General features: G+C 64.7%; 23 protein-coding genes and 1 tRNA gene. 18 read left to right on the top strand and 6 right to left on the bottom strand.

All coding sequences use genetic code 11. From position 1 onward, the window contains the following. From WEB06_13315 to WEB06_13265, 11 genes are all read left to right on the top strand, one after another. On the top strand, positions 1-1,392 hold a 1,392-nt coding region (locus WEB06_13315; protein ID MEX2556591.1), incomplete at its 5' end, for a DUF87 domain-containing protein. Beyond that, the gene (locus WEB06_13310; protein MEX2556590.1) at positions 1,389-1,928 is read left to right on the top strand and encodes a hypothetical protein; all 540 of its coding nucleotides are present in this window, start codon (positions 1,389-1,391) and stop codon (positions 1,926-1,928) included. The genes WEB06_13315 and WEB06_13310, both read left to right, overlap by 4 nt. Next, a complete protein-coding gene (locus tag WEB06_13305; protein ID MEX2556589.1) occupies positions 1,925-4,453 on the top strand; it encodes a type IV secretion system DNA-binding domain-containing protein in 2,529 nt (842 codons plus the stop codon). Before WEB06_13310 ends, WEB06_13305 begins: the two co-directional genes overlap by 4 nt. After that, on the top strand, positions 4,450-5,310 hold the full coding sequence (locus WEB06_13300) for a replication-relaxation family protein (GenBank protein ID MEX2556588.1): 861 nt from the start codon (positions 4,450-4,452) through the stop codon (positions 5,308-5,310). Before WEB06_13305 ends, WEB06_13300 begins: the two co-directional genes overlap by 4 nt. Beyond that, on the top strand, positions 5,307-5,558 hold the full coding sequence (locus tag WEB06_13295) for a hypothetical protein (GenBank protein MEX2556587.1): 252 nt from the start codon (positions 5,307-5,309) through the stop codon (positions 5,556-5,558). Before WEB06_13300 ends, WEB06_13295 begins: the two co-directional genes overlap by 4 nt. Continuing rightward, positions 5,555-5,791: a helix-turn-helix domain-containing protein gene (locus tag WEB06_13290; GenBank protein ID MEX2556586.1), complete on the top strand. Its 237-nt coding sequence runs from the start codon at positions 5,555-5,557 to the stop codon at positions 5,789-5,791. Before WEB06_13295 ends, WEB06_13290 begins: the two co-directional genes overlap by 4 nt. A 2-nt stretch (positions 5,792-5,793) precedes the next feature. Beyond that, positions 5,794-6,996, top strand: coding sequence for a tyrosine-type recombinase/integrase (locus WEB06_13285; protein ID MEX2556585.1), 1,203 nt, complete (start codon positions 5,794-5,796; stop codon positions 6,994-6,996). Continuing rightward, complete coding sequence (locus tag WEB06_13280) at positions 6,993-7,256, top strand: hypothetical protein (protein ID MEX2556584.1); 264 nt, start codon at positions 6,993-6,995, stop codon at positions 7,254-7,256. The genes WEB06_13285 and WEB06_13280 overlap by 4 nt, the downstream gene beginning before the upstream one ends. A 1,110-nt stretch (positions 7,257-8,366) precedes the next feature. Beyond that, positions 8,367-9,866: a hypothetical protein gene (locus tag WEB06_13275; protein ID MEX2556583.1), complete on the top strand. Its 1,500-nt coding sequence runs from the start codon at positions 8,367-8,369 to the stop codon at positions 9,864-9,866. Positions 9,867-10,121: 255 nt separating this feature from the next. After that, positions 10,122-10,385 (top strand): hypothetical protein, encoded by a 264-nt coding sequence (locus tag WEB06_13270; protein MEX2556582.1) that lies wholly within the window; start codon positions 10,122-10,124, stop codon positions 10,383-10,385. Between the two features lie 47 nt (positions 10,386-10,432). Then, positions 10,433-11,989: a hypothetical protein gene (locus WEB06_13265; GenBank protein ID MEX2556581.1), complete on the top strand. Its 1,557-nt coding sequence runs from the start codon at positions 10,433-10,435 to the stop codon at positions 11,987-11,989. A gap of 315 nt (positions 11,990-12,304) precedes the next feature. Here the strand turns inward: WEB06_13265 and WEB06_13260 are convergent, their stop codons facing one another. Beyond that, complete coding sequence (locus WEB06_13260; protein MEX2556580.1) at positions 12,305-13,303, bottom strand: hypothetical protein; 999 nt, start codon at positions 13,301-13,303, stop codon at positions 12,305-12,307. Between the two features lie 302 nt (positions 13,304-13,605). Next, positions 13,606-13,679: transfer RNA gene (locus tag WEB06_13255), tRNA-Pro, on the bottom strand. Positions 13,680-13,809: 130 nt separating this feature from the next. On the opposite strand from WEB06_13255, the gene WEB06_13250 reads away from it, so the two are divergent. From WEB06_13250 to WEB06_13240, 3 genes are all read left to right on the top strand, one after another. Then, on the top strand, positions 13,810-14,016 hold the full coding sequence (locus tag WEB06_13250) for a hypothetical protein (protein MEX2556579.1): 207 nt from the start codon (positions 13,810-13,812) through the stop codon (positions 14,014-14,016). A 31-nt stretch (positions 14,017-14,047) separates the two neighbouring features. Further along, on the top strand, positions 14,048-15,073 hold the full coding sequence (locus WEB06_13245; GenBank protein MEX2556578.1) for a glycosyltransferase family 4 protein: 1,026 nt from the start codon (positions 14,048-14,050) through the stop codon (positions 15,071-15,073). A gap of 90 nt (positions 15,074-15,163) precedes the next feature. Then, positions 15,164-15,481, top strand: a complete 318-nt coding sequence (locus WEB06_13240) for an STAS domain-containing protein (GenBank protein MEX2556577.1) — start codon at positions 15,164-15,166, stop codon at positions 15,479-15,481. Here the strand turns inward: WEB06_13240 and WEB06_13235 are convergent. Then, on the bottom strand, positions 15,465-16,391 hold the full coding sequence (locus WEB06_13235) for a metallophosphoesterase (GenBank protein MEX2556576.1): 927 nt from the start codon (positions 16,389-16,391) through the stop codon (positions 15,465-15,467). The genes WEB06_13240 and WEB06_13235 overlap by 17 nt on opposite strands. A 14-nt stretch (positions 16,392-16,405) precedes the next feature. On the opposite strand from WEB06_13235, the gene WEB06_13230 reads away from it, so the two are divergent. Further along, positions 16,406-16,855: a GatB/YqeY domain-containing protein gene (locus WEB06_13230; protein MEX2556575.1), complete on the top strand. Its 450-nt coding sequence runs from the start codon at positions 16,406-16,408 to the stop codon at positions 16,853-16,855. On the opposite strand, the gene WEB06_13225 is transcribed toward WEB06_13230, so the two are convergent. Next, complete coding sequence (locus WEB06_13225) at positions 16,852-19,110, bottom strand: PBP1A family penicillin-binding protein (protein MEX2556574.1); 2,259 nt, start codon at positions 19,108-19,110, stop codon at positions 16,852-16,854. The genes WEB06_13230 and WEB06_13225 overlap by 4 nt on opposite strands. Before the next feature lie 174 nt (positions 19,111-19,284). On the opposite strand from WEB06_13225, the gene WEB06_13220 reads away from it, so the two are divergent. Then, positions 19,285-19,584: a WhiB family transcriptional regulator gene (locus WEB06_13220; protein ID MEX2556573.1), complete on the top strand. Its 300-nt coding sequence runs from the start codon at positions 19,285-19,287 to the stop codon at positions 19,582-19,584. Positions 19,585-19,588: 4 nt separating this feature from the next. Here WEB06_13220 and WEB06_13215 read toward each other — a convergent pair whose 3' ends face one another. Together WEB06_13215 and WEB06_13210 are read right to left on the bottom strand one after the other, a co-directional pair. Next, a complete protein-coding gene (locus tag WEB06_13215) occupies positions 19,589-20,740 on the bottom strand; it encodes an ArsA-related P-loop ATPase (protein MEX2556572.1) in 1,152 nt (383 codons plus the stop codon). Beyond that, a complete protein-coding gene (locus WEB06_13210; protein ID MEX2556571.1) occupies positions 20,737-21,708 on the bottom strand; it encodes an ArsA-related P-loop ATPase in 972 nt (323 codons plus the stop codon). The genes WEB06_13215 and WEB06_13210 overlap by 4 nt, the downstream gene beginning before the upstream one ends. Positions 21,709-21,789: 81 nt before the next feature. On the opposite strand from WEB06_13210, the gene WEB06_13205 reads away from it, so the two are divergent. Together WEB06_13205 and WEB06_13200 are read left to right on the top strand one after the other, a co-directional pair. Continuing rightward, positions 21,790-23,097: an NfeD family protein gene (locus WEB06_13205; GenBank protein MEX2556570.1), complete on the top strand. Its 1,308-nt coding sequence runs from the start codon at positions 21,790-21,792 to the stop codon at positions 23,095-23,097. 211 nt (positions 23,098-23,308) lie between these two features. Beyond that, positions 23,309-23,575 (top strand): WhiB family transcriptional regulator, encoded by a 267-nt coding sequence (locus tag WEB06_13200; GenBank protein MEX2556569.1) that lies wholly within the window; start codon positions 23,309-23,311, stop codon positions 23,573-23,575. Positions 23,576-23,630: the final 55 nt, after the last annotated feature.

Below are 23,630 nucleotides of genomic sequence, written 5' to 3'. Positions count from 1 at the left end.
GGCGCGGCGATCGCGCGCGGCGAGGGACGCCTTTTCCGCGTCGGGTTGTACTTAACCGTACGCGCGCCCGACGAGGAGTCCCTCGCCGCCGAAGTCAGCCGCGTGCGCTCGCTGTGCGCTTCGCTGCTGCTCGAGATGCGACCGACAACGTTCCGCGCGCTCCAAGGGTGGATCACCACGCTTCCGCTCGGCCTCGACCTGTTGAAGCTCCGCCGCACTTTCGACACGCGCGCGCTGGCGGCGTCGTTCCCGTTCGCCAGCGCCGAGATCGAAGGAGTCGCCGGCACCCTCCTCGGACGCAACGCGACGACCGGCGGGCTCGTCTTCGTCGATCGGTTCGCGTTGGAGAACCACAACCAGGTCGTGCTCGCGCGATCCGGCGCCGGCAAGAGCTACCTGGCGAAGCTGCAGATCCTGCGCGCGCTGTACTCGGGCGCCGAAGTGCTCGTGATCGATCCCGAGAACGAGTACGGGCGGCTGGCCCGCGCGGTCGGAGGCACCGAGATCACCCTTGGTTCAGCCGGTGCCAGGCTCAATCCGCTCGACCTCGCGGCCGCGGGGCAGCCCGAAGCCATCACCGAACAGACCTTGTTCATGCACACTCTCGTCGCCGCGCTCCTAGGAGATCTGTCCATCGCAGAGCGTGCGACGCTGGACCGCGCCGTCCTCTCCGCGTACGAGCGCGCGGGCATCACCCCGGATCCACGCACGCACGCGCGCCCGGCTCCGCGAATGGTCGATGTCGTCGAGCTTCTCGGGCAGATGACCGGAGGTGCGGGTTTAGCCGAAGGCCTGCGTCGCTATACGACCGGTTCACACACGGGGCTGTTCGACCAGCCGACGACCGTGCGTCCCGAGGGTCATCTCATCGTGTTCTCGCTGCGCAACCTTTCCGACGAGCTGAAGATGGCCGGCGCGCTGATGGCGATGGAGACGATCTGGCGCCGCGTCGTGCGCGGCGAACGACGCCGGCGCGTCGTCGTGGTCGATGAAGCGTGGCTGCTTCTGCGTGCCGGCGGTGATGCCGGGGCGCAGTTCATGTGGCGACTCGCGAAGAGTGCGCGCAAGTACTGGTGCGGGCTCACCACGATCACCCAGGACGTTGACGACGTCATCGCCACCGATCTCGGTCGCGCCGTCGTCACGAATGCCAGTCACAAGATCCTGCTCGGACAAGAACCCCAAGCGATCGAGGCGATGGGGCGCGTCTTCGGCTTGTCCGAAGGGGAGCGCTCCTTCCTTCTCACATGCTCGCGCGGTGAGGGCGTGCTGATCCTTGGAACCGAGCGCGCGGCCGTTCGCGTCATCGCCTCAGAACAAGAGCATCTGCTGGCGACCTCGGACCCTGCGGAGCTTGCGGCGATCGAGGCTCGCGAGGAGACACCGCGTTGATCAAGGTCATCGCGGCGAGCCTCGCCGGACTCTTGCTGATACCCGTGCTCGTCATCGGGGCGGTCGCCGGCGGCTTCGGTGACGTCGATGGGGCCGACGCGAACGCATCTCTTTCAGTCGGCGAATTGGAGGCTGCCGTGCTCGCGCATCCCGCGATCCACCTCACCCCGAATGCTCGCGGCGATGTCTCCTCAGGTGCGATCGATCCGCGCGTCCTGCGTCTGCTGCTCGTCCTCGCGCAGAGCTTCGAACTCGGTCCGGTCGGGCCGCTCGTCTCCGGACACTCCTACTACGTAAAGGGCACCACGCGTGTCTCGAACCACATGTTCGGTCGCGCCATCGACATCCTCGGAGTCAACGGAGTCGCGGTGTCGGTATCCAACGAAGCCGCGCGCGAGGTGATGGAGGCGATCCTCGCGCTACCGGATTCCTTGCAACCCGATGAGCTCGGTGGACCTTGGCTGCTCAACAACGGCCGACTGTGGACATTCACCAAGGACCATCTCGATCACATCCACGCGGGGTGGAGCTCATGAGGTCCATCGCGCCGACCCCTTCCCCATTGCCCGGCGGACCGCTGTCGCGCTTCATCCTGGACCCGGGCAGGTACGGGCGCGGATTGCTCCACGGCGTACTCGACCTGGCCCGTGATGCGATGCCGTGGCTCATCGGAGCCGCGCTCATCGTGGTGGCTCTTCTTCTTGCGTGGCACCTCTCCGGTTCGCGGCGTCGGCGGGGCCAAGGCGGTGGAGCCCGCCGCATCAAGATCCTGCCTCCTCCGGAGGTTGATCCAGAGGGGGCGCGGCTCCTGTGGATGGGCATGCACGCGCTTCTCCGACCCTGGTGGCGTCGCGTGCTTTTGGGTCAGCCGCACCTGGCCTGGGAGATCACCGCCGCGCAGGAAGACGTCGAAGTCTCGCTGTGGGTACCTGCCGAAGTCCCACCCGGGCTCGTCGAGCGAGCGGTCGAAGTGGCCTTTCCCGGCGCGCGCACCGAGGTCGCAGAGGCCGACGCCGTGCCGCAGCTCTTGAAGGACCAATGCGAGATCACCGAGCTGGCGCTCGCGGAGAAGGAATGGTTTCCCATCGGCGGCTCGCAGGATCACGATCCACTCGGCCTCGCTCTCGCTTCGATCGGCGGCCTCGAGGAAGGCGAGCGCGCCGTCATCCAAGTACTTGCCCGGCCCGCAACCTCCGCCGCCCGCTACAAGCTGCGTCGCGCCGCGCGTGTGCTGCGGGGCGGCGGCACACCGGGCGCAATCTCGTGGCGGGTCGGCCGCGGACGCAAGGCCGGCTACCGCCCTGCCCCGGACCCGTCGGTCGAGCTCGACGTTCGCGGCATCCTCGCGAAGGCCTCATCGCCGCTGTGGCACTGTCTGGTGCGGGTCGCCGTCGCCTCGCCGCAGCGCGAGCAGGCGCGCGGCCGCATCCACGGACTCGCCGGCGCCTACGCGTTGTTCGAAGGACGCAACGGTTTCCGGCGTCGCCGCGCGCGCGGCGGCATAGCGCCGCTCGTCGGCAGAACGCTCTCGCGCCCGTATCTGCTCTCGGTTCCCGAACTGGCCCAGCTCGCCACGCTTCCTGCCGCCGGCGCGATCCCCGGCTTGGAGCGCGCCGGCGCGCGCACCGTCGCTCCCCCCAAGGCGCTGCTCCCGGTCGGTCGCGTACTCGGTGTCGCCGATCACGCGGGCGTGCGTCGAGAGGTCGCGCTCGCCGTGGAGGACTGCCGCTATCACGTGCACATCGTCGGTGAGACGGGGACAGGCAAGTCGACGTTGCTCGCGAACCTCGTTCTGCAAGACGCCGAAGCCGGACGTGCAGCCGTCGTGATCGACCCGAAAGGCGACCTGATTGAAGCGATCCTCCAACGTCTTCCCGCCGGCGCGGAGGAGCGCACTTGCGTGATCGATCCGGAAGAGCGCAAGCGTGCCGTTGGGCTGAACCTGCTTGCCGGCGAGGACGCCGACCTCGTCGTGGACCATGTCGTCGGCGTCTTCAAGCGCATCTACGAACCGTGGTGGGGACCGCGCACCGACGACATCATGCGAGCGGCCTGCCTCACGCTTGCGCAGATCCCCGGCGCCACCCTCGCCGAGATCCCGCTGTTGCTGAGCAGTTTCGAGTGGCGGCAGCGCATCAGGGAGCGACTCGAAGACGTCGTCGGCCTCGAGGCGTTCTGGAAGTGGTACGAGAAGCTCCCCGAACAGCAACGCGCCCAGCACATCGCGCCGCTGCTCAACAAGCTGCGTGCGTTCCTGCTGCGCGGACCGGTGCGCGCGATCGTCGGCCAGGCCGATCCGAAGCGCGATATCGAAACGCTCATTGACAACGGCGGCTTGCTACTCGTGCGCGTTCCGAAAGGGACGCTGGGCGAAGACACCTCACGTCTGCTCGGCGCATTCGTCATCGCCCGGGTGTGGCAGGCGTGCATGAAGCGCGCCTCGATGCCCGAGGAGCAGCGTCCCGACGTCACGCTCTACGTGGACGAGACGCACAACTATCTCGCCCTCCCGAGGTCCTTCGAGGACCTGCTCGCCGAGGCGCGCGGCTACCGGCTCTCGCTCGTGCTCGCGCACCAGCACATGGGCCAGCTCCCCAAGGACATGCGCGACGCGCTCGGCGCCAATGCCCGCACCAAGATCGTCTTCGCCTGTTCACCTGAGGACGGGCAGATCCTGGAGAAGCACTTCGCGCCCGAACTCGACGGCTACGACCTCTCCCGCCTCGCCGCTTACCAGGCGGCCTGCCGAGCAACCATCGCCGGGGGTCATGCCTCAGCGTTCACCTTCCGAACGAAGGCTCCGGAGGCGGGGAGCACCGACCGGGCGCAACAGGTTCGCGACCGCAGCGCGGAGCTGTTCGCCAGCGACCGTGCCGAGGTCGAACGCATCATCAACCGACGCCACCTGGGCGCCGCCGACACGCTCCTGCCGCCCGAGAAGAGGAACAACGACAACGAGCAGTCCTCCGAGGCACCCATCGATGCATCTGTCGAGGGATCTGTCGCGGCGTCACCACACCCCGAGCCGGCGTCCGCCGACCCTGCAGGTCAGAACGCATGACGCCTCAAGGCATCACCGGTCGGACTCGCATCGGCACGCGCGTAAACGCGCGCACCGAACGCTTCCGCCTTCAAAGGATTGCTTCTTCTCTCACACCACGGGATGTCCAGATCCTGCTGTATCTCTACGACCACAAGGTCCTTACTACCGAACAGATCTACAGGCTTTGTTTCACCAGCCAGGCACGGACTCAAGACAGGCTATTGAAACTCCTCGAGCTTGAGCTCATCCGCAGAACTCGTCCACGCAAACGACCGGGATCTCTGCCGTATCACTACATCCTGGATACCGCAGGAGCACTCGTCGTTGCCGAGCACCTCGGGATCGAACTCCGAGAACTCGACTTCCGATCCGATCGTCGCCTCGGTCTCATCGAAAGCCCGCGCCTGTGTCATCTCCGCGACCTCAACACGTTCTTCAGCTTCCTCATCTGGGCCTGCCGAACCTCGGGCGACCTCTACCACTTGAAGCACTGGCACAGCGAGGAAGTCTGCCGCAAGCGGTGGGACGATCACATCACTCCGGACGGCATGGGCGTGCTCGAAGGGCCCGAGGGACTGATCGAGTTCCTCCTGGAACTCGATCGTGGAACCGAGAACCACAATCGACTGGAACAGAAGATCCGGCGCTACCGCATCATCGCCGGCGCGAACGGAGCACCGAGGCTCTTGTTGTTCTGCTTCAACTCGGCCCAACGAGAAGCACGGGCGCGCGAAGCGCTCGATGGATCTCGATTCATCCTTGCGACAACCAGCCTCGACCGACACAGAGCCGATCCGCTCGGATCGGTCTGGCGACCCCTCCGAGCCGACTACCGGGTCCGCCTCACCGATCTCGGCCGGGGTGGGGCTGCATGAGGGCGGGCATCGTGATCGCGCTGATCGCATCGTTCCCGCCGACGCTGGCAGCTCTCCTCGGCTACCTCGCCAGCATCCGCACGATCCGCCGGTCCGTCGGCGCGACGCCCGGCATGCCCCTGGCCCGAGCCCTCGAACGGCTCGATGCCAAAGTCGACCGCCTCGTCGAGGGGCAGGCCGCCGTTCGTGAGCGCCTCGCGCGCCTTGAGGGGATCGCGACGACCGACGCGAAGGAGCGCTCCGCGTGAACGAAGCGCTTTGGACCGTTCGAGAGATTGCCGCTTTCCTCGGAGTGCCCGCGAAGACCATCTACACGTGGCGCTGCCAGGGAATCGGTCCTCCCGGCTTCCGGGTCGGCAAGCACGTTCGGTTCCGCCCATCCGAGGTCGAGCGCTGGCTCGAGGAGCACCGCGATGAAGAGCGTCAGTACGTGTCAGGTCCACGTGGAAGATGGGGTGCGAGTCCAAACGCAGGAGCCTGACCATGGCAACAGTTCGAAAGAGACGAAGCAAGGATCGCAAGGGCAAGCCGAAGCTCGCCTACCAGGTTCGCTGGATGGATCCTGCCGGCCATCGCAAGGCGCGTACCTTCGGTATTCGCGCCCAAGCGGAGGCGTTCGCGAACACCGTCGAGATGCAGAAGATCAAAGGCGAGTATCGCGATCCGAACCTCGGCAAGAAGGAGCGTCTCGGAACGTTCTACGAGAATCGGTGGCTCGCCTTCGCCGAGCAACGACTGAGTCCATCGACGCTCAAGCTGATGAAGGACCATTGGCGGCTGTACGTGAAGCCGGCCTTCGCGAAGCGAACGCTCGCGTCGCTTACGAAACTCGACATCCAGACGTTTGTCGAGTCGGTGTTGCGTGAGGCGTCGCCGTACCAAGCGGAGTCAGCGCTGAGACTTCTGCGCAGCATCCTCAACGCCGCCGTGGATGACGGTCTGCTCGGACGATCGATCGCGCTCGATGTCAAAGCTCCCAGGCGGCCGAATCGCAAAGTGCGCTTTCTGTCCTCGGAGCAAGTGGCGAAGCTCGTGGCGGCGACACCCGAACGCTGGCGCGCGATGATCCTCGTTGCGGCGTACGGGGGGCTTCGGTTCGGAGAGCTCAACGGGCTGCGTTTGCACTGCGTCGACTTTCTCCGGCGAAAAATCCTCGTAGAAGAGGCGATTATCGACGTGGCCGGCGAGCTGCACATCCGTCCTCCGAAGAGCGGAAGGTCGCGGACGGTGTCCATGCCGGTGTTCGTCATGGATGTGCTCGCCGAGCACATCGAGCGCTGGCCGCCTGGCCGCAACGGGTTGGTCTTCGGCGATGAAGCCGGCGAGCCACTTCCGCGGTCCGGCTTCTACAAGAACGTGTGGTGGCCATCGCTCAAGCGCGCCGGGATCGGACACCTTCGGTTCCACGACTTGCGTCACACGAGCGCGGCGCTCGCGATCGCGGCCGGCGCGCATCCGAAGACGATCCAGATGCGTCTCGGCCATCACTCCGCCGCGTTCACGCTCGATGTGTACGGAGGACTCTTCGAGGGGCTCGACGAGGATTTGGCTGACCGGTTCGACGAGACGGCGACCCCACCATCGGATGTCGAATACGAACCCCAACAGTCTCCGATGGCGGACGTCATCGATATTCGCGCTCGCACCCCGAAGCGCGGCGCGGGAGACGGGCGGACGCAGCGATGACGAATCCGGAAGCGAAGAACCTACGCCGGCGACTCGACTTGTGGGTCGCAACGCGCGTCGCACATGATGCGCTTGAAGCCGTGATGGAACTTGAAGATCGAGCTGCCTATGGGCCGGCGCTACGGCAACTGTTCTCAGCCGAACTTGATGCTGCGGAGGACCTCGCGCGGCAAGACATCGATGTTCACCTGCGAGCAGCGGAGGATCCGCCGACGGCCTTGCTTGCCCGCAACTGCATGTTCGTCTTGCCCCATTTCTAGCCGAAGGAGAATGTCGGCGAAAGGGCCGTATCTACCCTGCCGGACAATCGTTACACTAAGGACGCGGGCAGACGGCGGGGGGGGTATGGTCTCCCCGAGGCAACCGGAAGGGGGAAGACGTGGGATTCCGAGTGGCGGGATGCGGAGTGAAGCAGTTTTCGCGGACCCTTGAAAAGGGCGAGTTTCAATGTTCGAACTGCACATCGGGGGGGCGGGGCGCACAACAGCGCTATCGCCACGAGAGCTACAAGAAGTGGATCACGCTCCTCTATATTCCTGTTGCACCGGTGAGCGATCACTTCGAGATCGTCACTTGTTACGGTTGTCATAACGAGTATCCACCCAACGTCTTGGGCAACTAAGCGGTTCTCATCCCGTAAGTCCCTGGGCTATTGGCCGAAGCTGCAGAGAGGGGAACGAATTGGTGTCGCCATGCCAACCGTTCATCGCGCCCCGCAGGTCGCACGGCCTGTAGCTGCTCGGCGAATACGTTCGGTACGCAATCCAACACGTCCATCTGATCGAGCGATTCCCGCACGTCCTTGCCTGGATCGCCGTACCTTAGTAATACCCGCATAATACCCGCGCCAGACGAGAGTTTCGCCGCTTGCCATCACTCGGTGCGATCGTGCGTACTCTGCTCGCCCGCTCTCTTCCCCTGCCTGGGACGGCACCGCCCAGCTGCGTCCATGCTTGGTGCGACGATTAGGTGCTTGACTTCTCGAGTCCTATGGGGGACCTACGAGCGTGACAAAGTGCTCGTCACGTGCTGAGGGCAGAGTCAGGGTGTCGCTGCGTTGATTCACGACGCCCGGAGACGCCGGCGCGACTTTCGAGCCGTCAACTACGCGTCAACGCCGGTGAGGGGAAAGTTGTATACAGTTGACAGCGACCTGGTGACCGACGCAACCGTGAGAAGGCTACACCAGGGACCAAAACCTCGGGGACACGCTGCGGGGACTCGAGTGAACATCGCTTCCAGTCGATCGACTTTGACTCATCGGGAAGAGGACTTATGGGTTGGGTGATCTACGCGAGCATGCCGTTGGACACGAAGTCGTGAGGACGCGCCCGGGAAGAGTTGCGTCGCTGTCTCATGTCCTCGCGCTCATGTTGCTGTTTGTGACCACGCCGGCTTCCGCGCAGGGCGCTGGAGGGTGGGCCTGCGGAGCCTATGACCAAACCGCCAAGCGCGGTAAGGCCCCGACCCCTGGTGCTGACGATCACGTCTATCCGATCGTCACGATCCACGGCATCACGGGCTCCGACCAAGACTTCGATCGCACCATCGACCTGTCCTACATCGACGCGCATCCAAAGCCTCCGCGGTCGATGCTCGATCTGTTCGCGGGGTCCAAGCAGCCCGATCAGAAGCTCCCGCCGGGATTGGACGGTGTTGCCGTGTATTCATTCTCATACACGCCCGACTCTCTCCGCTGGGTCGATGATTCCAGGGTAGGCGGCAAGTTCGCCGAGACAATCGACTGTCTCTACGACAAGTGGAAGGTGCCTGTTTCGGTTGTTGCGCACTCGATGGGTGGCTTGGTGACGCGGTGGGTAGCGAATTCGACGGATTCCAAGGGAGTTCCAAGGTCCAAGAAGCTCGGCAAAGTCATCACGCTCGGAACGCCGTACGAAGGCTCGGATATGGCCGCCTGGGTAAATGGCATCACCGACTCGCTCGGGCCGGCTGAGTATCTGCTGGGATATATCTGCGGCTACACCGGAACTGAGACGGGGCGAGGATCCTGTGGTCCGTTGCCTCTTCTCAGCGCGCTGAAATCCGAGGCTGGGCGCGCGCTGAGCGCAGGTTCAGCGGAATTGAGCGCCTTGAGTTCTTGGCCGAAGGATCTAGATGTTCGAACGATCGCAGGATCGATCCGGCTGCCCTTGAACCTCCTTGGGTCTCCGCTGAATGGGTCAACCGATGTCGGCGATCTCATCGTCCCGACGAAATCGGCAACGAGCGACCCGAGGCCAGGTCGCGTGTTCGAGTGTCGCTACGACACAGCAACCGGCGCCGCGGCGACTCAACTCAAGAAGATTGTCGGGCTCGCCAACCCTCAGGATCGTCAGGCCCAACTCGGGCGCTTGATCGGCGGTGGCCCTTGTTTTCACTCCAATCTGATGCGCAACGTGGAACTCTCAAACGACGTGATCGGAGAGCTGAACGATTGGCTGGTCGCCAGGCGGAGTTCCCAGGCCGACGCCGAACGCGACCCTGCCGCAAGACTTGTCCGCTGCTCCGAGCCAGATGGCTTTGGCGGTTGCTTCTTTGACTCCCCGTCGCACAATATTGGCTGCCACATAGGCTTGGGTGGCGCACGATGCGACATTCTGGTGAAGTCCTGGCATGTCCCAAGGCCAGGCGACTGCCCACGTGAGTGGGCCTTCGGATATGGAATGGAAGTTGGGACGGTGGGCCGCGCAACATATGTGTGCGCCACCGACACGGTTGGTCCCGGTGGCCAAGCCATTCTGGGCTACGGTCTCGGGCTGAAGATCGGAAATTTTGAGTGCCTGAGCACCGCGGGTTCAGGGGTGCATTGCGAAAATACAAGGACGGGTCATGGATTCGTGATTTCGCGGCGCATCCACAAGGTGTTCTAGTCAATATGAGACGGTCCGCCCGCAGTAGTGTCTTGAACGTGGGTTGCCTGCGGGCGGACCGTGGACCGAGCCCCACACGAGGGGCAATCGCTACCACTCAACAGGCTGCGGGCTGACCAAGGAGAGGGAATGACGAAGAGGACGAGGCGAGTCTTGACGTTCGGCGCGCCAATTGCCTTGACATCGATTGCGTTTGCTTCTTTCCTCTTACTTCAGCCTTCGAGCAGCGAGCGAGAAAGAGGGGCTGCCACGGCGATGATCGAGAATCTTCGGCCTGGCGACACGACGGGGATCGACCCCGAGGCGGTCGAGTTGGCAACGAACAGGAACGGGATCGTCCCGGTAGGAGCCAAGATAACGGTGATTCCCAACACGTGGGACCTTAGAGGCGACTTCGCGTCGGTGGACATCGAGATGACCATCCCCGACCAAAATTCTCAGCGCCACTGGGTGTTCCTCCGCAAGCGCGAGGGCCATTGGGTGATCTACGCGAGCATGCCGTTGGACACGAAGTCGTGAGGACGCGCCCGGGAAGAGTTGCGTCGCTGTCTCATGTCCTCGCGCTCATGTTGCTGTTTGTGACCACGCCGGCTTCCGCGCAGGGCGCTGGAGGGTGGGCCTGCGGAGCCTATGACCAAACCGCCAAGCGCGGTAAGGCCCCGACCCCTGGTGCTGACGATCACGTCTATCCGATCGTCACGATCCACGGCATCACGGGCTCCGACCAAGACTTCGATCGCACCATCGACCTGTCCTACATCGACGCGCATCCAAAGCCTCCGCGGTCGATGCTCGATCTGTTCGCGGGGTCCAAGCAGCCCGATCAGAAGCTCCCGCCGGGATTGGACGGTGTTGCCGTGTATTCATTCTCATACACGCCCGACTCTCTCCGCTGGGTCGATGATTCCAGGGTAGGCGGCAAGTTCGCCGAGACAATCGACTGTCTCTACGACAAGTGGAAGGTGCCTGTTTCGGTTGTTGCGCACTCGATGGGTGGCTTGGTGACGCGGTGGGTAGCGAATTCGACGGATTCCAAGGGAGTTCCAAGGTCCAAGAAGCTCGGCAAAGTCATCACGCTCGGAACGCCGTACGAAGGCTCGGATATGGCCGCCTGGGTAAATGGCATCACCGACTCGCTCGGGCCGGCTGAGTATCTGCTGGGATATATCTGCGGCTACACCGGAACTGAGACGGGGCGAGGATCCTGTGGTCCGTTGCCTCTTCTCAGCGCGCTGAAATCCGAGGCTGGGCGCGCGCTGAGCGCAGGTTCAGCGGAATTGAGCGCCTTGAGTTCTTGGCCGAAGGATCTAGATGTTCGAACGATCGCAGGATCGATCCGGCTGCCCTTGAACCTCCTTGGGTCTCCGCTGAATGGGTCAACCGATGTCGGCGATCTCATCGTCCCGACGAAATCGGCAACGAGCGACCCGAGGCCAGGTCGCGTGTTCGAGTGTCGCTACGACACAGCAACCGGCGCCGCGGCGACTCAACTCAAGAAGATTGTCGGGCTCGCCAACCCTCAGGATCGTCAGGCCCAACTCGGGCGCTTGATCGGCGGTGGCCCTTGTTTTCACTCCAATCTGATGCGCAACGTGGAACTCTCAAACGACGTGATCGGAGAGCTGAACGATTGGCTGGTCGCCAGGCGCCGCGGCTCTTTGGCTGGGGCCACGGTTACAGAGCTTAGGAACGCCTGGGTACCCGCAATTTGTGGATACAGGGCTGGTCGGCTGATCGACGGTTCGCTTCCCAACATTCAAGTTCCCGATGGGTTCGTAAGTGTTGCCAAGGCATTGTCGGTAAACCTGGCTGGGGATGATTCTGCGGAAGGATTGTTGTACCTCCAATGCAACAACTTCGGAGGGAACACTAGATTCGACTCTGTCTACGTGTATTCCTCAGAGCTCAAGGTCATCGGTCGAATTCCCTTGGAGGACTTTGTTCCCTCCGTGGGTTCGCTCGAGGGTGAGCAGCTAGATATCTTCGATGTTCGTGTTCGTGGCCGAGTTATTATCATCGATGCAGCGGGGTATGGGCCCTATGACGCCCATTGCTGCCCCTCACGCAAGGTGACGACGCGATTCAGACTTTCGGAGGATCTTCGAATTGTCCATGTGCCATGATCGAACGCAATCTTCAATGCTTTGAGTTTGGCAACTTGCACTGGCCCCACCCCTCTCGCGAGGGAATGGAGCGACATCGCTCGAACGGTTACCCACACCCCTGCTTCCGGCTGCTGTGCGGCGCCGAAGACGACAGTCCCAGTCATAGACGGTGTAGTCGCTTGCGCTGCAGAGACAAAGCCGCTGGAGTTCGGCTCGGGGCAGCGGCGATGCGGTAGGAGCCGAGAAGGTAGCCATCGATTGTCTCAGGTCTTCCGGCGAAGCCTTCTCAACTTCTCGGATGTGTTGAGCGATCATGGAAGCAGTGCCTCTTAGTCAGTCGTCTTGCCATGTCTTGTAGAGGTGAACCCCCGCCCAGAAGATGGAGACAGCACATAGCGGAATCACTATGAAGAAATCTCGGATAATGATGTGGGCGCGAACGTACGACATCTGGCGGGGCGTCCACTGCGTAAGTGCCTCAATTTCTTGAGGACGGAACTCAATTGTATTGACCCAGCGAAGATCGAAGAAGAGGACAAGAGTAAAGGCTACGACAGTCACAAAGATGAGGACCAGGTATGCCGCAAACGATGGGGCTAAGGCACGCCGACCGCCTTCAGAGTCTAGGTGCTTTCCCAGTTCATAGAGCCAGCCGATCACAAAAACGATTAGAAGTGTGTAAAGCAGTAGGTCTTTGGTCATGTCGTAGTAGTACTTCGATCGAGAGAAGTCCGATACATGGCCCGCGACTGCGCGACGGTCAAGTAGCCACAATAGGCACGCTGCAACTACAGCAATCAGCGCTCTGTTGATCCAGGAGCGGACACCGACCTCACCCCCCGCATGTCTAAAGAACACGACGACGGCGAGCGCAGCGAGCATTCCTAGGACACCGACCATTATCGCCCAGGCTCCATACTCTCTAGCCTTGGCAGGAATCTCCTCGAAGAGCGACTTGTTAAAGAGGAGCACGAGCAGTAGCACAGCGAAGACGGCAATGACGGCTTCGCCGACCAGCTCCCAAACACCTTCTCGACCCTTAAAGCGGCGCAGCCACTTGTTGGCGATGTCACTTGGCCATTCAGGCTTAACAAAGAAGATTAGGAAGATGGCAACGAAAAACAGGTACACGACGCTGAGTATCGCTAGGTCTCGTGGCCGGTTTGCAATCCCGGCTGGGCGATTGATGTACCAGTCGGAGACCAGTCGCTCGACAAGCAGCGCGGCAATAAGCAAGGAGAGAACTACAACGACGACCGGCGAGAACCTCGCGATCCATGCTTTGATATCAAAGGTACCCCCTGGGGGGAAACGCCGCTCGGAGTAACTCATCTGGGTAGGCCGCCTCCCGAAACTAAGCTAAGACTAAGCTAAGTCTAGAACGGTCCTCTATGGAATGGAATTCACCCGTGCAGTTCCTGTGTCCAGTTCAAGAGCGGAAGGGCGGTCTCAAAAGCACTGCACTCAACGACCAGAGTCTCCGATAAACCCGTCCCGATTCAGTGTCACTTCCTTGACTTCACTTCCTTGACTTCACTTCCTTCACTTCCTGCCCTGGGACAAGAATGGGACAGCGGGACTCCACGGTCTGTGGGACACGATTTTGAAAACGCGCTGACCAGCAACTTCTTCAGTCGGGAAGGGGGGATTTGAACCCCCGGCCTCCACGTCCCGAACGTGGCGCGCTGCCAAGCTGCGCTACTTCCCGTGCCGGCCATTATACGGGCGACGAAACGACCTCAGATCTTCCCGCTCTCTCTGACGCGCGAGTCACTCAGGGCCGGTGTTAGCGTCACCATAGTTCCGGGCGACCCGGGATCTGGGGTGAGGAGCCGGTAGTGGGAGCCGACCTCTTCGATTGCCCGTGGTGCGGCAGCGCGAAGTCCATCGAGCACGGCCTTTGCCAGATGTGTCTCATGGAGTTCGACGTCGAGACGAAGATCATCCAGCTTCCGCCTCCCCGCACGCTCCACGGCCACCCCGCGGGCAGCAGGATAGAACGCAAACCGAAAGCCTCAGGAGCCGAGCAACCACCGGGGGCATAGCCCGGCCCACCCGCGGGTATCCTTCGCCCCGATGCGCATCGCCCAGATCGCTCCGCCGTGGTTCGCCGTGCCGCCCGTTCGCTACGGCGGCATCGAGTGGGTCGTCGCTCTGCTCGCGGACGGGCTCGCCGATCGCGGTCACGAGGTTACGCTCTACGCCTCGGGCGGAAGCATCACGCGCGCGAAGCTCGTGACCGTCTTCGACGATCCTCCCGGCGGCGAGCACATCGGCGAGGTGTTCTACGACGTCGTCCACGCATCGACCGCTTACTTGGACGCGGACCGGTTCGATCTGATCCACGATCACTCCGGCCTCATAGGGCCCGCGATGGGCGCGCACGTCGCACAGCCGGTCGTGCACACGCTGCACGGCCCGTTCACGGACGAGGCCAAGCGTGTCTACTCGCTGCTCTCCGGTCGCATCCATTACGTCGCGATCAGCGCGGCCCAACGTGCCTTCTGCCCCGAGCTTTCGTACGCCGGGACGGTCCACAACGGCATCGACCTCGACCGCTACCCCTTCCGGTCCGAGAAGGAGGATTTCTTGCTCTTCCTCGGGCGCATCAACCGCGAGAAAGGTCCCGAGATCGCCGTCGAGGTCGCACATCGGACGGGCCGCAAGCTCGTGATGGCGGTCAAGGCTGCCGAGCACGCCGAGCAGGTTTACTGGGACGAGAAGGTAGCGCCGCTGCTGGACGGCAGTGAGGAGATCCTCGGAGAGATCACCGTCGAGGAGAAGGCCGATCTGCTGTCTCGGGCCTCCGCCGTACTGTTCCCGATCCAGTGGCCGGAGCCGTTCGGACTCGTCATGACCGAAGCCATGGCCACCGGCACGCCGGTTATCTCGTTCGCCTACGGCGCGGCGCCGGAAGTGATCGTGGACGGCGTCACCGGCTTCCTCGTCACTGCGGTCGATGAGATGTGCGAGGCGGTCGAGCGCGTCGGCCAGATCAAGCCGGAAGCCTGCCGGACGCACGTCGAAGCGCACTTCTCAGACGACGCTATGGTCGAGGGCTACCTCGAAGCGTTCGACCGCGTGCTCTCCGGCAAGGCCTGAGACGGCCGCGCACTATTGATCACGTTCTGGGACGTTTGGCCTACCTTGTGATAGGGAAAGGGAGACAAGCAAGCGATCTGGGGAGGTCCGGTGAGGATCGACGCGCTTACTGTCAGCATCGCCGACGCGGGCGAGGACTGCCTCGTCACGTGTATGGGCGGGCTCGATGAGGCCTCTGCAAGCGCGTTCCGGTCCTCTGTGGACGCGGTGGTGGCGCTGCACCCGGAACAGATCTTCCTCGATTGCGACGGCGTCACGTTCATCGATCCCTGCGGCGTAGGCGCCGTCATGCACCTCGCCTTGGCGTGCCGGGCGAAGGGGATCATGCTGACGGCGGCCATGAATGACACGTTGCGTCAGGTCTTCGAACCGGTCGGCATGTCGGGGCTTTTCAGCCCCGCTCCGTAGCTGCCACCGCGGCCCGCTGCTCCGATAACTTTCCTTCAACCGGCGTTAGCTCCAGCACGCACGCCTCCGGGCGGCACGCGAACCTGATCGGCGCGTAGCGCGAAGTGCCGAGGCCGGCGCTCACGTGGAGCCACGATCGTCCGAGCCGGCTCATCCCGCGCGCTCCTCGTCGTGGGAGCGTCCTCGTGTTCGTGACCAGCGCACCGAACCCCGGAATGCGGATCTGCCCGCCGTGCGTGTGGCCGCACACGATCAGGTCGTATCCGAGGTCGGCGAGCGCCGGCGCGGCATCCGGCGAATGCACGATGCCGAGCCGGAAGCCAGGCGCCGCCCGCGGCGAAGCGACCGAGAGGTCCTCGCGACCGATGTGGGGATCGTCCAATCCGACGACGTCGATCGCGCTGACCCCATCGATCGTGATGGTCGTCGCGCGGTTGAGGACGAGCTGCCAACCGTTCGCTTCCAGCTTGGAGACGAGGTCGCGCCAGGGAAGCGTCGCGCCCTTGGGCGGCTTGCGGCTGCTCGGACCGAGGAAGTACTTGAACGGGTTGCCGGGTCTCGTGGCGTAGTAGTCGTGCGAGCCGAGCACGAAAAGCGCGGCCGACGAGGGCCGGATCTGCGACACGGCCGGCACCGCCACGTCGATGCCCGCCTCCTCGTCGAGGAAGTCACCGGTGCACACGACCAGGTCCGGCGCCGTTGAGGCGCACCGGGCGAGGAACCGGGCCTCGCGCCGCTGGCCGCGCCGAAAATGGAGATCGGAGATGTGCAAGATCTTGATCGGACGTGATCCGGGCGGAAGGCAGGGCACGGCGTGCCTGCGCAGAACGAACCAGGTGCGCTCGATAAGAGAGGCGTACAGAAGGCAGGCGACGCCGAACGCGACGAGGCCGAGCAGGATCCGAAGCACGGGTTGCTATCGTAGTGGACGTGTTGCGAGAGAGGATCGCCGACGATATGCGCGGAGCGATGAAAGCGCGGGAAGCGGTGCGCGTCGCCGCGCTCCGCATGCTCATGGCTGCCGTGAAGAACGCCGAGATCGAGAAACGACACGAGCTCTCCGACGACGAGGTGCTCGACGTCGTGACGCGCGAGGCCAAGCGCCGCCGGGAGTCGATCGAGGCCTTCGAGAAGGGCGGTCGCGAGGACCTCGTCGCGAAGGAGACGGCCGAGCTGACGGTGCTCGATTCCTATCTGCCCGAGCGGTTGAACGATGAGGAGCTCGCTGCGCTCGTCGATGCGGCCATCGCCGAGACGGGCGCCGATTCCGCAAAGCAGATGGGCGAGGTGATGAAGGCGCTCATGCCCAAGCTCCGCGGACGGGCGGACGGTGGCCGGGTCTCCGCGCTCGTGAAGGCGCGCCTGGGCGGTTAGGGACTCGGCTCTGGGTCTGGCTCGAAGGTCGGTTCCGGCTCGGGCGGTGGCTCGTCGCCCCCGGACCCGTCCGAAACGAAGAGCGTGATCATCCGCCCCGCTTCGGTCTTCGTGCCGGCCGGGGGATCCTGTGCCGCGACGATGCCGGGCGCGTACGACGACGAGACCGTCTCCTGGCGGACGCTGAACCCGGCGGCTTCGAGCGCGGCCTTGGCTTCGTCGAATGGGGTTGCGGTTACGTCCGGCACGACGGCCTTCGGCGCGGAGGGCGGCGCCGGGAACGACACAACCGGAAGGCCCTCGTGAGCGACGCGCATGAACTTCGACCAGATCATCGCCGGCAAGCTTCCGCCGAACACCTCTGGATACCCGTGGATGTTGTAGAGCGGCCGGGTCCGGTCCTTCGGATAGCCCATCCACACCGCGGTGGCGAAGTTCGGCGTGAAGCCCGTGTACCAGGCGTCCTTGTAGTCGTCGGTCGTGCCGGTCTTGGCGGCGGCCGGCCGGCCGATCTGGCCGTTCCGGCGGCCGGTGCCGCGAGTGACGACGCCTTGGAGGATCGCATCGGCCTGTGCGGCGATCTTGTCGTCGAGCACTCGCTCGCACTGCGGGTCGTTGCGCACCACGGTCTTCCCCCCGGCGTCCAGGATCCGATCGATCGCGAACGGCGCGCAGTGCACGCCCCCGTTCGCGAGCGTCGCGTATGCGCTCGCCATCTCGTACGGGGAGACCTCGAACGTGCCGAGCGCGAGCGACAGGTAGGGCTTCAGGTCGCTGCGGATGCCCAGTTTCTGCGCCGTCGCGACGACCTTGTCGGGGCCGATCTTCTGGATGAGCTGGGCGAAGAACGAGTTGACCGACAGCTCGGTGGCACGGCGGAGGTCCATGACCCCCTCGCCTCGGCGCGTGTAGTTGTTCACCTTCCACACCTGGCCGGCCGCGTCCGTCAGCTCGATCGGTGACGGTGTGTCGAGGGTGTAACCGGGCGGGACGCCCGCTTCCAGCGCGGCGATCATCGTGAAGGGCTTGAATGAGGAGCCCGCCTGACGTTTCCCTTGGACCGCGAGGTTGTACTTGTTCTTTTCGAAGTCGCTGCCGCCGACCATCGCCCTGACCTTGCCGGTCGAAGCCTCGATCGACACCAGGGCGGCCGCCGGATCCTTCGGGCTCGTGAGCACGTCCGAAACCGCTTTGCTCGCGGCCTTCTGCAGCTTGAGGTCGAGGGTGGTGTGGATCTTGAGGCCGCCCTGGAACAGAGCCGCCGCGCGATCGCCGCGCGTCTCGCCGAACTTCGGGTTGTCGAGTATCTGCTCCTTGATGAATTCGGCGAAGTAGGGCTCGACCGGCTTCGGCAATTCATGCTTCGAGGCCTTGATGGGCTCGGCCTTGGCGCGATCGGCCTCGGCTTGGGTCGCGTATCCGAGGACCACCATTCGGTCGAGCACGAGGTTGCGTCGCGCGAGCGATGCCGTGGGGTTCGCGAGCGGCCCGTACCGCTCCGGCGCGCGGATCACGCCGGCCAGCAGAGCAGACTCGGCGAGCGAGACCTTGGAGACCTTCTTGCCGAAGTAGAACTCGGCCGCCGTGCCGATGCCGTACACGCCCTCGCCGAAATACGCCTCGTTGAGGTACAGCTCGAGGATCTCTCGCTTGGACTTCTCACGCTCGAGTGCTCTGGCGTACTGCGCCTCGCGGATCTTGCGGTCGAGGGTCTTCTCCGTCCCAACGATGATGTTCTTCACCAGCTGCTGGGTGATCGTGCTTCCGCCTTGACGGATGCTGCCGGCCTCGAGGTTGGTGAACAGCGCGCGGAACAGGCCGCCGACGTCGACGCCGTTGTGCTCGTAGAAGCGAGCGTCCTCGATCGCGATGACGGCTTCCTGGGCGATCTGGGGGATCTGATCGATCGGAACGATCATCCGGTTCTCCTCGCCGGCGAGCGTCGCGATCACCTGACCGCCCGCGGCGTAGATCACCGAACGTTGCGCGATCTTGAACGACACGTCCTGGATGCCTTGCGGACCGCCTTCGAGCCGCCCCGCCACGTTGCGCGCGAGCCGGCCGATCAGCGCAGCGCCGGGGATCGTCAGGACCGCGATCAGCGCGGCGGAGATCCCGATCACGAGCGAGGCGAGCCCGATCCGGTGCAACCGGCCGTTCACACTCGGATCCATCGGCGGAGGCGGGCCGCCCGGCTCCTCCGCCGACATCGCTTTACGGGCACGCGCCCAGGCACGCCGGAGCGGTTCCTTCATCCGGCTGATTCGGTCGGGGTCGTACTCTCCCCTGATCATGGCTCGCGGTCAGGGTATCGCGATGGGTGGCAGCGCGACGAGAGTCCTCCGCATTTCTGCCGAGTCATTTCGGATGGGATCATTTGACCCAGGTGGTCTATCGCAAATGGGTTGGTTCGCCTCGACGATGTGCCCATGCGAGAGATCAGCTCTGTCGATGTCACGGGCGAGTGGGAAGATCGAGCTCTTTGCCGGACCGTAGACGCCGACATCTTCTTCGCGCCGGGCGCTACGCAGGAGTATCGGGCCAAAGTCGTCTGCAAGACCTGCCCGGTCCGCGGCGAGTGCCTCGCGTACGCGTTGCGGTACCGAGTCGAGCACGGCGTGTGGGGCGGACTGACCGACCGCGAGCGCCGTCGCGTACTCAACCGGACCCGGTCGACGTCCTGGAACCCCGAGACGGCCATGCGGGCGACCGCGTCGGCCGCCTCCTAGACCTTCAGGCGCTCTCGCCTGTCGCGCGGATCGTCGGCAGCGGGCCGAGGAGCGCCTCACCGACCTGCCGGAGCGACGCCATGTCGTGGACGTCGTCGGCGAGGTCGGGAACGCGCCAGACCGGCACGTCCGTCAGATCTCCGAGCGATGCGGCGACGGCCGCGTCCTCTCGGATCGATACCTCTCGCCACGAACCGTAGAGCTCGAGCGCGGGGGCCAGAAGCTTCCCGTCCCCGGACGCGCGCGCTCGCTCCGCGAGCCCGCGCGGGTCCTCGAGCCCGGCCACCGACGCGACGTCGTGCGTCCGGTTCATCACCACGCCGCCGAGCGGCATCTTCTCGGACCCGAGGCGCTGCACGAAGTAGCGTGCCTCGCGCAGCGACGCGTCCTGAGGAGTCGACACCACGACGAACGCGGTCCGCCGCGCGGAGAGCAGGTCGTAGACGCGCTTGGACCGTTCCTTGAACGTGTCGTACATCCCCTCGAAGGCGAGGAAGAAGTTCGCCACGTCCTCGAGCAGCTCGCTGCCGGTGATCTTGGTGGCGACCTTGAGGAAGGCTTTGGCGCCGAAGCTCACCGCTTTCATGTACGTCTTGCCGGCCTGGAGGTACGGCCACAGAAGCAGCCGCAGGAACTTTCCCTCGAGGAAATCCGTCACCTTCTTCGGCGCGTCGAGGAAGTCGAGCGCGCTCCGGGTCGGCGGCGTGTCGAGCACGATCAGCTCCCAGCGCCCCTCCTCGTGGAGCTCCCAGAGCTTTTCCATCGCCATGTACTCCTGCGTCCCGGCCAGCGTCGAGGAGATGTGCTGGTAGAAGGGGTTCGCGAAGATCTTCTCCGCGCGATCGGGCGACGTCATGTCGAGGATCATGTCGTCGAACGTCGACTTCATGTCGAGCATCATCCCCCACAGCTCGCCGGGCGGCTTCTGCCGGCGCTCACCCTCGAGCGGGATGCGCTTCGGGGTGTTGTCGAGCGCGTCGAGGCCGAGCGACTGCGCGAGACGCCTCGCCGGGTCGATCGTCAGGACGATGACCCGACGTCCCTCATCGGCGGCGCGAACGGCCAGCGCCGCCGCCGTGGTCGTTTTGCCGACGCCGCCGGGCCCGACGCACACCAGCACGTGACGCTCGGCGAGCAACCGCGAAAGATCGCTCATCCGATCGCCCCTTGGGCTTCCAGCTCGGCGGAGAGACGGTCGATCTCATCACGTCCCATCCGAGGGGAGAAGACGTACGGCAACTGCAAGGATGGGATGCTCGTCTCGCGCTCGAGCTCCGCGATCGCGCCGCGCTGACAGAGGGTCTTGCGAGCGTGCATCGACGTGACACGCGCGAGCCCGTCCACCGCATCCTCGGTCAGGCGGATCCCGGCCTTCTCGGCGTCGGCGGCGAGCGGTGTCGCCGCGTCCCTCGCGAGGACCTTCAGCTTCGCGCTGGAGAAGACCTCGGGGAGGACGCTGTTGATCACGATGGGCCCCACGGTCACGCTCATCTTCGCGAGCGCGTCGGCCGCCTCGACCGTCTCTCGAACCGGCATGTCCTCGGGGAGCGTCACGAGCACGACCCGGCACCGCTTCGGGTCGGTCACCATGTCGAGCACGCCCTGCGCCTGCTTCCGGATCGGGCCGCTGCTCACCAGCTCCGTCACCGCCCGCGGCGCGTCCAGGAACCGCGGCAGCCGTCCGGTGGGAGGCGCGTCGAGGACGATCAGGTCGTACACGTAGCGACCTTCCTGGCGGCGGCGCTCGGCCTCTTTGACCTTCCCGATCAGCAGGATGTCGCGCAGGCCGGGGGCGACGTTGGTCGCGAAGTCCACGGCTTTCGTGCCTCGGAGGACCTTGCCGACACGGCGGATCCCGTAGAAGAGGTAGAGGTACTCGACGAGCGCCTCGTCGGGCTCGACCGAAAGGGCCGTGACGTTCGGCGCCAGACGCCGCTCTTCGTAGCCGATGGGCCGCTCACCGAAGAGCGGGGCGATCGCCTGCCGTTGCTCCACCTCGACCAGCAGAACGCGCTTGCCGGCGTGACCGGCCGCGAGCGCCAAGGCGGCGGAGACGGTGGTCTTGCCGACGCCTCCCTTGCCGGAAACGATGGCGAGCCGTGAGGCCGTCAGCGAGGCGGACATCAGGGGGTCAATCATAGGCGGGCCCGGCAGCGAACGCGCCGGAGCCGCGCGCCGCTCGAACCGCTATCATCCGCGCTTGCCGTGCGCCGATCCGCTTGGCTCATCCTCTTCCTTTCTCTGGCCGCAACCGCCTTCTCGGGGCCGGCCGTCGCCGATGCTGCTTCGGTTCAGCAGGACGCACCGACCATCGACGTCGCCGAGGTGTTCGGCGTCCTCGACCCGCAACTGGCCGGATTCGTTCTCGACCGCATCGCGCAGGCAAACACCGACGGAGCAGAGTTGCTCGTGCTCGAGCTCGACACGCCGGGAGCGCTCGAGGTCGACATCCGAGAGATCATCGACGCCATGCAGGCCTCGCGGGTGCCGATCGCGGTCTGGATCGGCCCGCGGACGGCGCGCGCGCGCTCCGGCGGGGCGCTGATCGCCGCCGCCGCGCACGTGAGCGCGATCGGCCCCAGCGCGCGGCTCGGACCGGTCTTCCCATCGGAGCTCGGCATCGATCCCGACTCGCCCGAAGGCGCGCGCGTTCGCGCGGAAGACCTCACGCTCGTCGAGACGCTGGCGCGCGCGCGTAAGCGCGGCGACCCAGCCGCGTTCTTCGAACGCTCGCTCGGCGCGAACGCCTCGCTCGACGCCGGAGCGGTGGATCTGGTTACGCCGGTCGTCGCCGAGCTGCTCACCCTTTCCGACGGTCGAACGGTCACGACGGCCGCCGGCCCGGTGACGCTGCGGCTGCCCGAGCGAGAGGCCGTGGTTCGATTCCTCAAGCCGGGCCCGATCAGGGCGCTGCTCCACACGCTGGCGACGCCGGCGCTCGCGTATCTCATGTTGCTCACCGCCGCGATGCTGCTGGCCTTCGAGCTGTTCCAGCCGGGGTTCGGCGTCGCCGGCGTCTCGGGCCTGCTTCTCCTGGCCGGCGCGGGTTGGGGTCTGACGGTGCTCCCGGTGAGCGTGCTCGGCCTGGCGCTCTTCACTGCAGGGATCGCGCTGCTTTCGGCCGACGTCGCCGTGAACGGGCTCGGCCTGCCGACGATCGCCGGAACCGCTCTGCTCACCTACGGTTCGTTGACGATGTTCCCGGCCCCGGCCGGCGTGCTCGGGATCCGGTGGTGGCTCGTTGCGCTCGGGGTCGTCTCGACGCTGGTCTTCTTCGTCCCGGTGATGACCTTCGTGAAGCGGTCGCGGCTCTCGCCGACCGAACAGAAGGAGGCCCGGGCGCTCGTCGGGCAGCCCGGCCGGGTGCGGAGCGTCTTGAACCCAGAGGGGTTCGTGTGGGTCGCCGATGAGCTGTGGCGCGCTCGCTCCGAGGACGGCGACAAGGTGCGGGTCGGCGAGGACGTCGTCGTGAGCGGAGTGGAAGGAAGCTTGCTCCGCGTCCGGCGTTCCTGATCCCCGGAGCCGGCGACGAGAAAAAGGCCTTTGTAAACCGGGATACTCTGCTCAAAGTACCTGGCCGGCCCTTGTCTGGGAACCTGTTCCGGCCGCACCATTGTGCGGGGTGTCAACGAAACGGAACATCCGTCCCTCTCCGCGCGTCGTATACCGTGAGAGAGGAGTTACGGCTGCGGCGAGCAAGCCTCGGAACGCCACGGCCCCTTCGATGCGTCCGACCTGGGAACTCAACCTCGTTTGGCAGTCCGAAGCCGGTTGCCGGGGCTCCGACGCCAACCTGTTCTTCTCTCCCACGCACGTGGAAACCAGGGAAGAGCGTGTCGTTCGGGAATCTCGAGCCAAGGCGATCTGCGCCGAGTGCTCGGTCCGGCAAGCCTGCCTCACGTTCGCGCTGTTGACCCGCGAACCCCACGGGATCTGGGGCGGACTGAACGAGCTCGAGCGGCGTCACGCCGCCGAACGCACCGCCGTCTAGCCGGCGGCTCTGGTTGCCGGCACGGTTCGCTTCCCCCGGGCGGAGAACCCGGTCC

This window comes from Actinomycetota bacterium (genome assembly GCA_040905475.1).
In the GTDB taxonomy this organism is placed as follows: Bacteria; Actinomycetota; AC-67; order AC-67; family AC-67; genus DATFGK01.
The sequence above is the reverse complement of the archived record's forward strand: the minus strand, read 5'-3'. Positions and strand labels throughout refer to the sequence as shown.

What these genes read in the sequence shown, in the direction of transcription:
- WEB06_13295 (MEX2556587.1), top strand. Translation starts at nt 5,307, where the DNA reads ATGAGGGCGGGCATCGTGATCGCGCTGATCGCATCGTTCCCGCCGACG.
- WEB06_13270 (MEX2556582.1), top strand. Translation starts at nt 10,122, where the DNA reads ATGATCGAGAATCTTCGGCCTGGCGACACGACGGGGATCGACCCCGAG.
- WEB06_13285 (MEX2556585.1), top strand. Translation starts at nt 5,794, where the DNA reads ATGGCAACAGTTCGAAAGAGACGAAGCAAGGATCGCAAGGGCAAGCCG.
- WEB06_13215 (MEX2556572.1), bottom strand. Translation starts at nt 20,740, where the DNA reads ATGAGCGATCTTTCGCGGTTGCTCGCCGAGCGTCACGTGCTGGTGTGC.
- WEB06_13305 (MEX2556589.1), top strand. Translation starts at nt 1,925, where the DNA reads ATGAGGTCCATCGCGCCGACCCCTTCCCCATTGCCCGGCGGACCGCTG.
- WEB06_13280 (MEX2556584.1), top strand. Translation starts at nt 6,993, where the DNA reads ATGACGAATCCGGAAGCGAAGAACCTACGCCGGCGACTCGACTTGTGG.
- WEB06_13260 (MEX2556580.1), bottom strand. Translation starts at nt 13,303, where the DNA reads ATGAGTTACTCCGAGCGGCGTTTCCCCCCAGGGGGTACCTTTGATATC.
- WEB06_13275 (MEX2556583.1), top strand. Translation starts at nt 8,367, where the DNA reads ATGTTGCTGTTTGTGACCACGCCGGCTTCCGCGCAGGGCGCTGGAGGG.
- WEB06_13265 (MEX2556581.1), top strand. Translation starts at nt 10,433, where the DNA reads ATGTTGCTGTTTGTGACCACGCCGGCTTCCGCGCAGGGCGCTGGAGGG.
- WEB06_13220 (MEX2556573.1), top strand. Translation starts at nt 19,285, where the DNA reads ATGCGAGAGATCAGCTCTGTCGATGTCACGGGCGAGTGGGAAGATCGA.
- WEB06_13200 (MEX2556569.1), top strand. Translation starts at nt 23,309, where the DNA reads ATGCGTCCGACCTGGGAACTCAACCTCGTTTGGCAGTCCGAAGCCGGT.
- WEB06_13245 (MEX2556578.1), top strand. Translation starts at nt 14,048, where the DNA reads ATGCGCATCGCCCAGATCGCTCCGCCGTGGTTCGCCGTGCCGCCCGTT.
- WEB06_13225 (MEX2556574.1), bottom strand. Translation starts at nt 19,110, where the DNA reads ATGAAGGAACCGCTCCGGCGTGCCTGGGCGCGTGCCCGTAAAGCGATG.
- WEB06_13300 (MEX2556588.1), top strand. Translation starts at nt 4,450, where the DNA reads ATGACGCCTCAAGGCATCACCGGTCGGACTCGCATCGGCACGCGCGTA.
- WEB06_13210 (MEX2556571.1), bottom strand. Translation starts at nt 21,708, where the DNA reads ATGTCCGCCTCGCTGACGGCCTCACGGCTCGCCATCGTTTCCGGCAAG.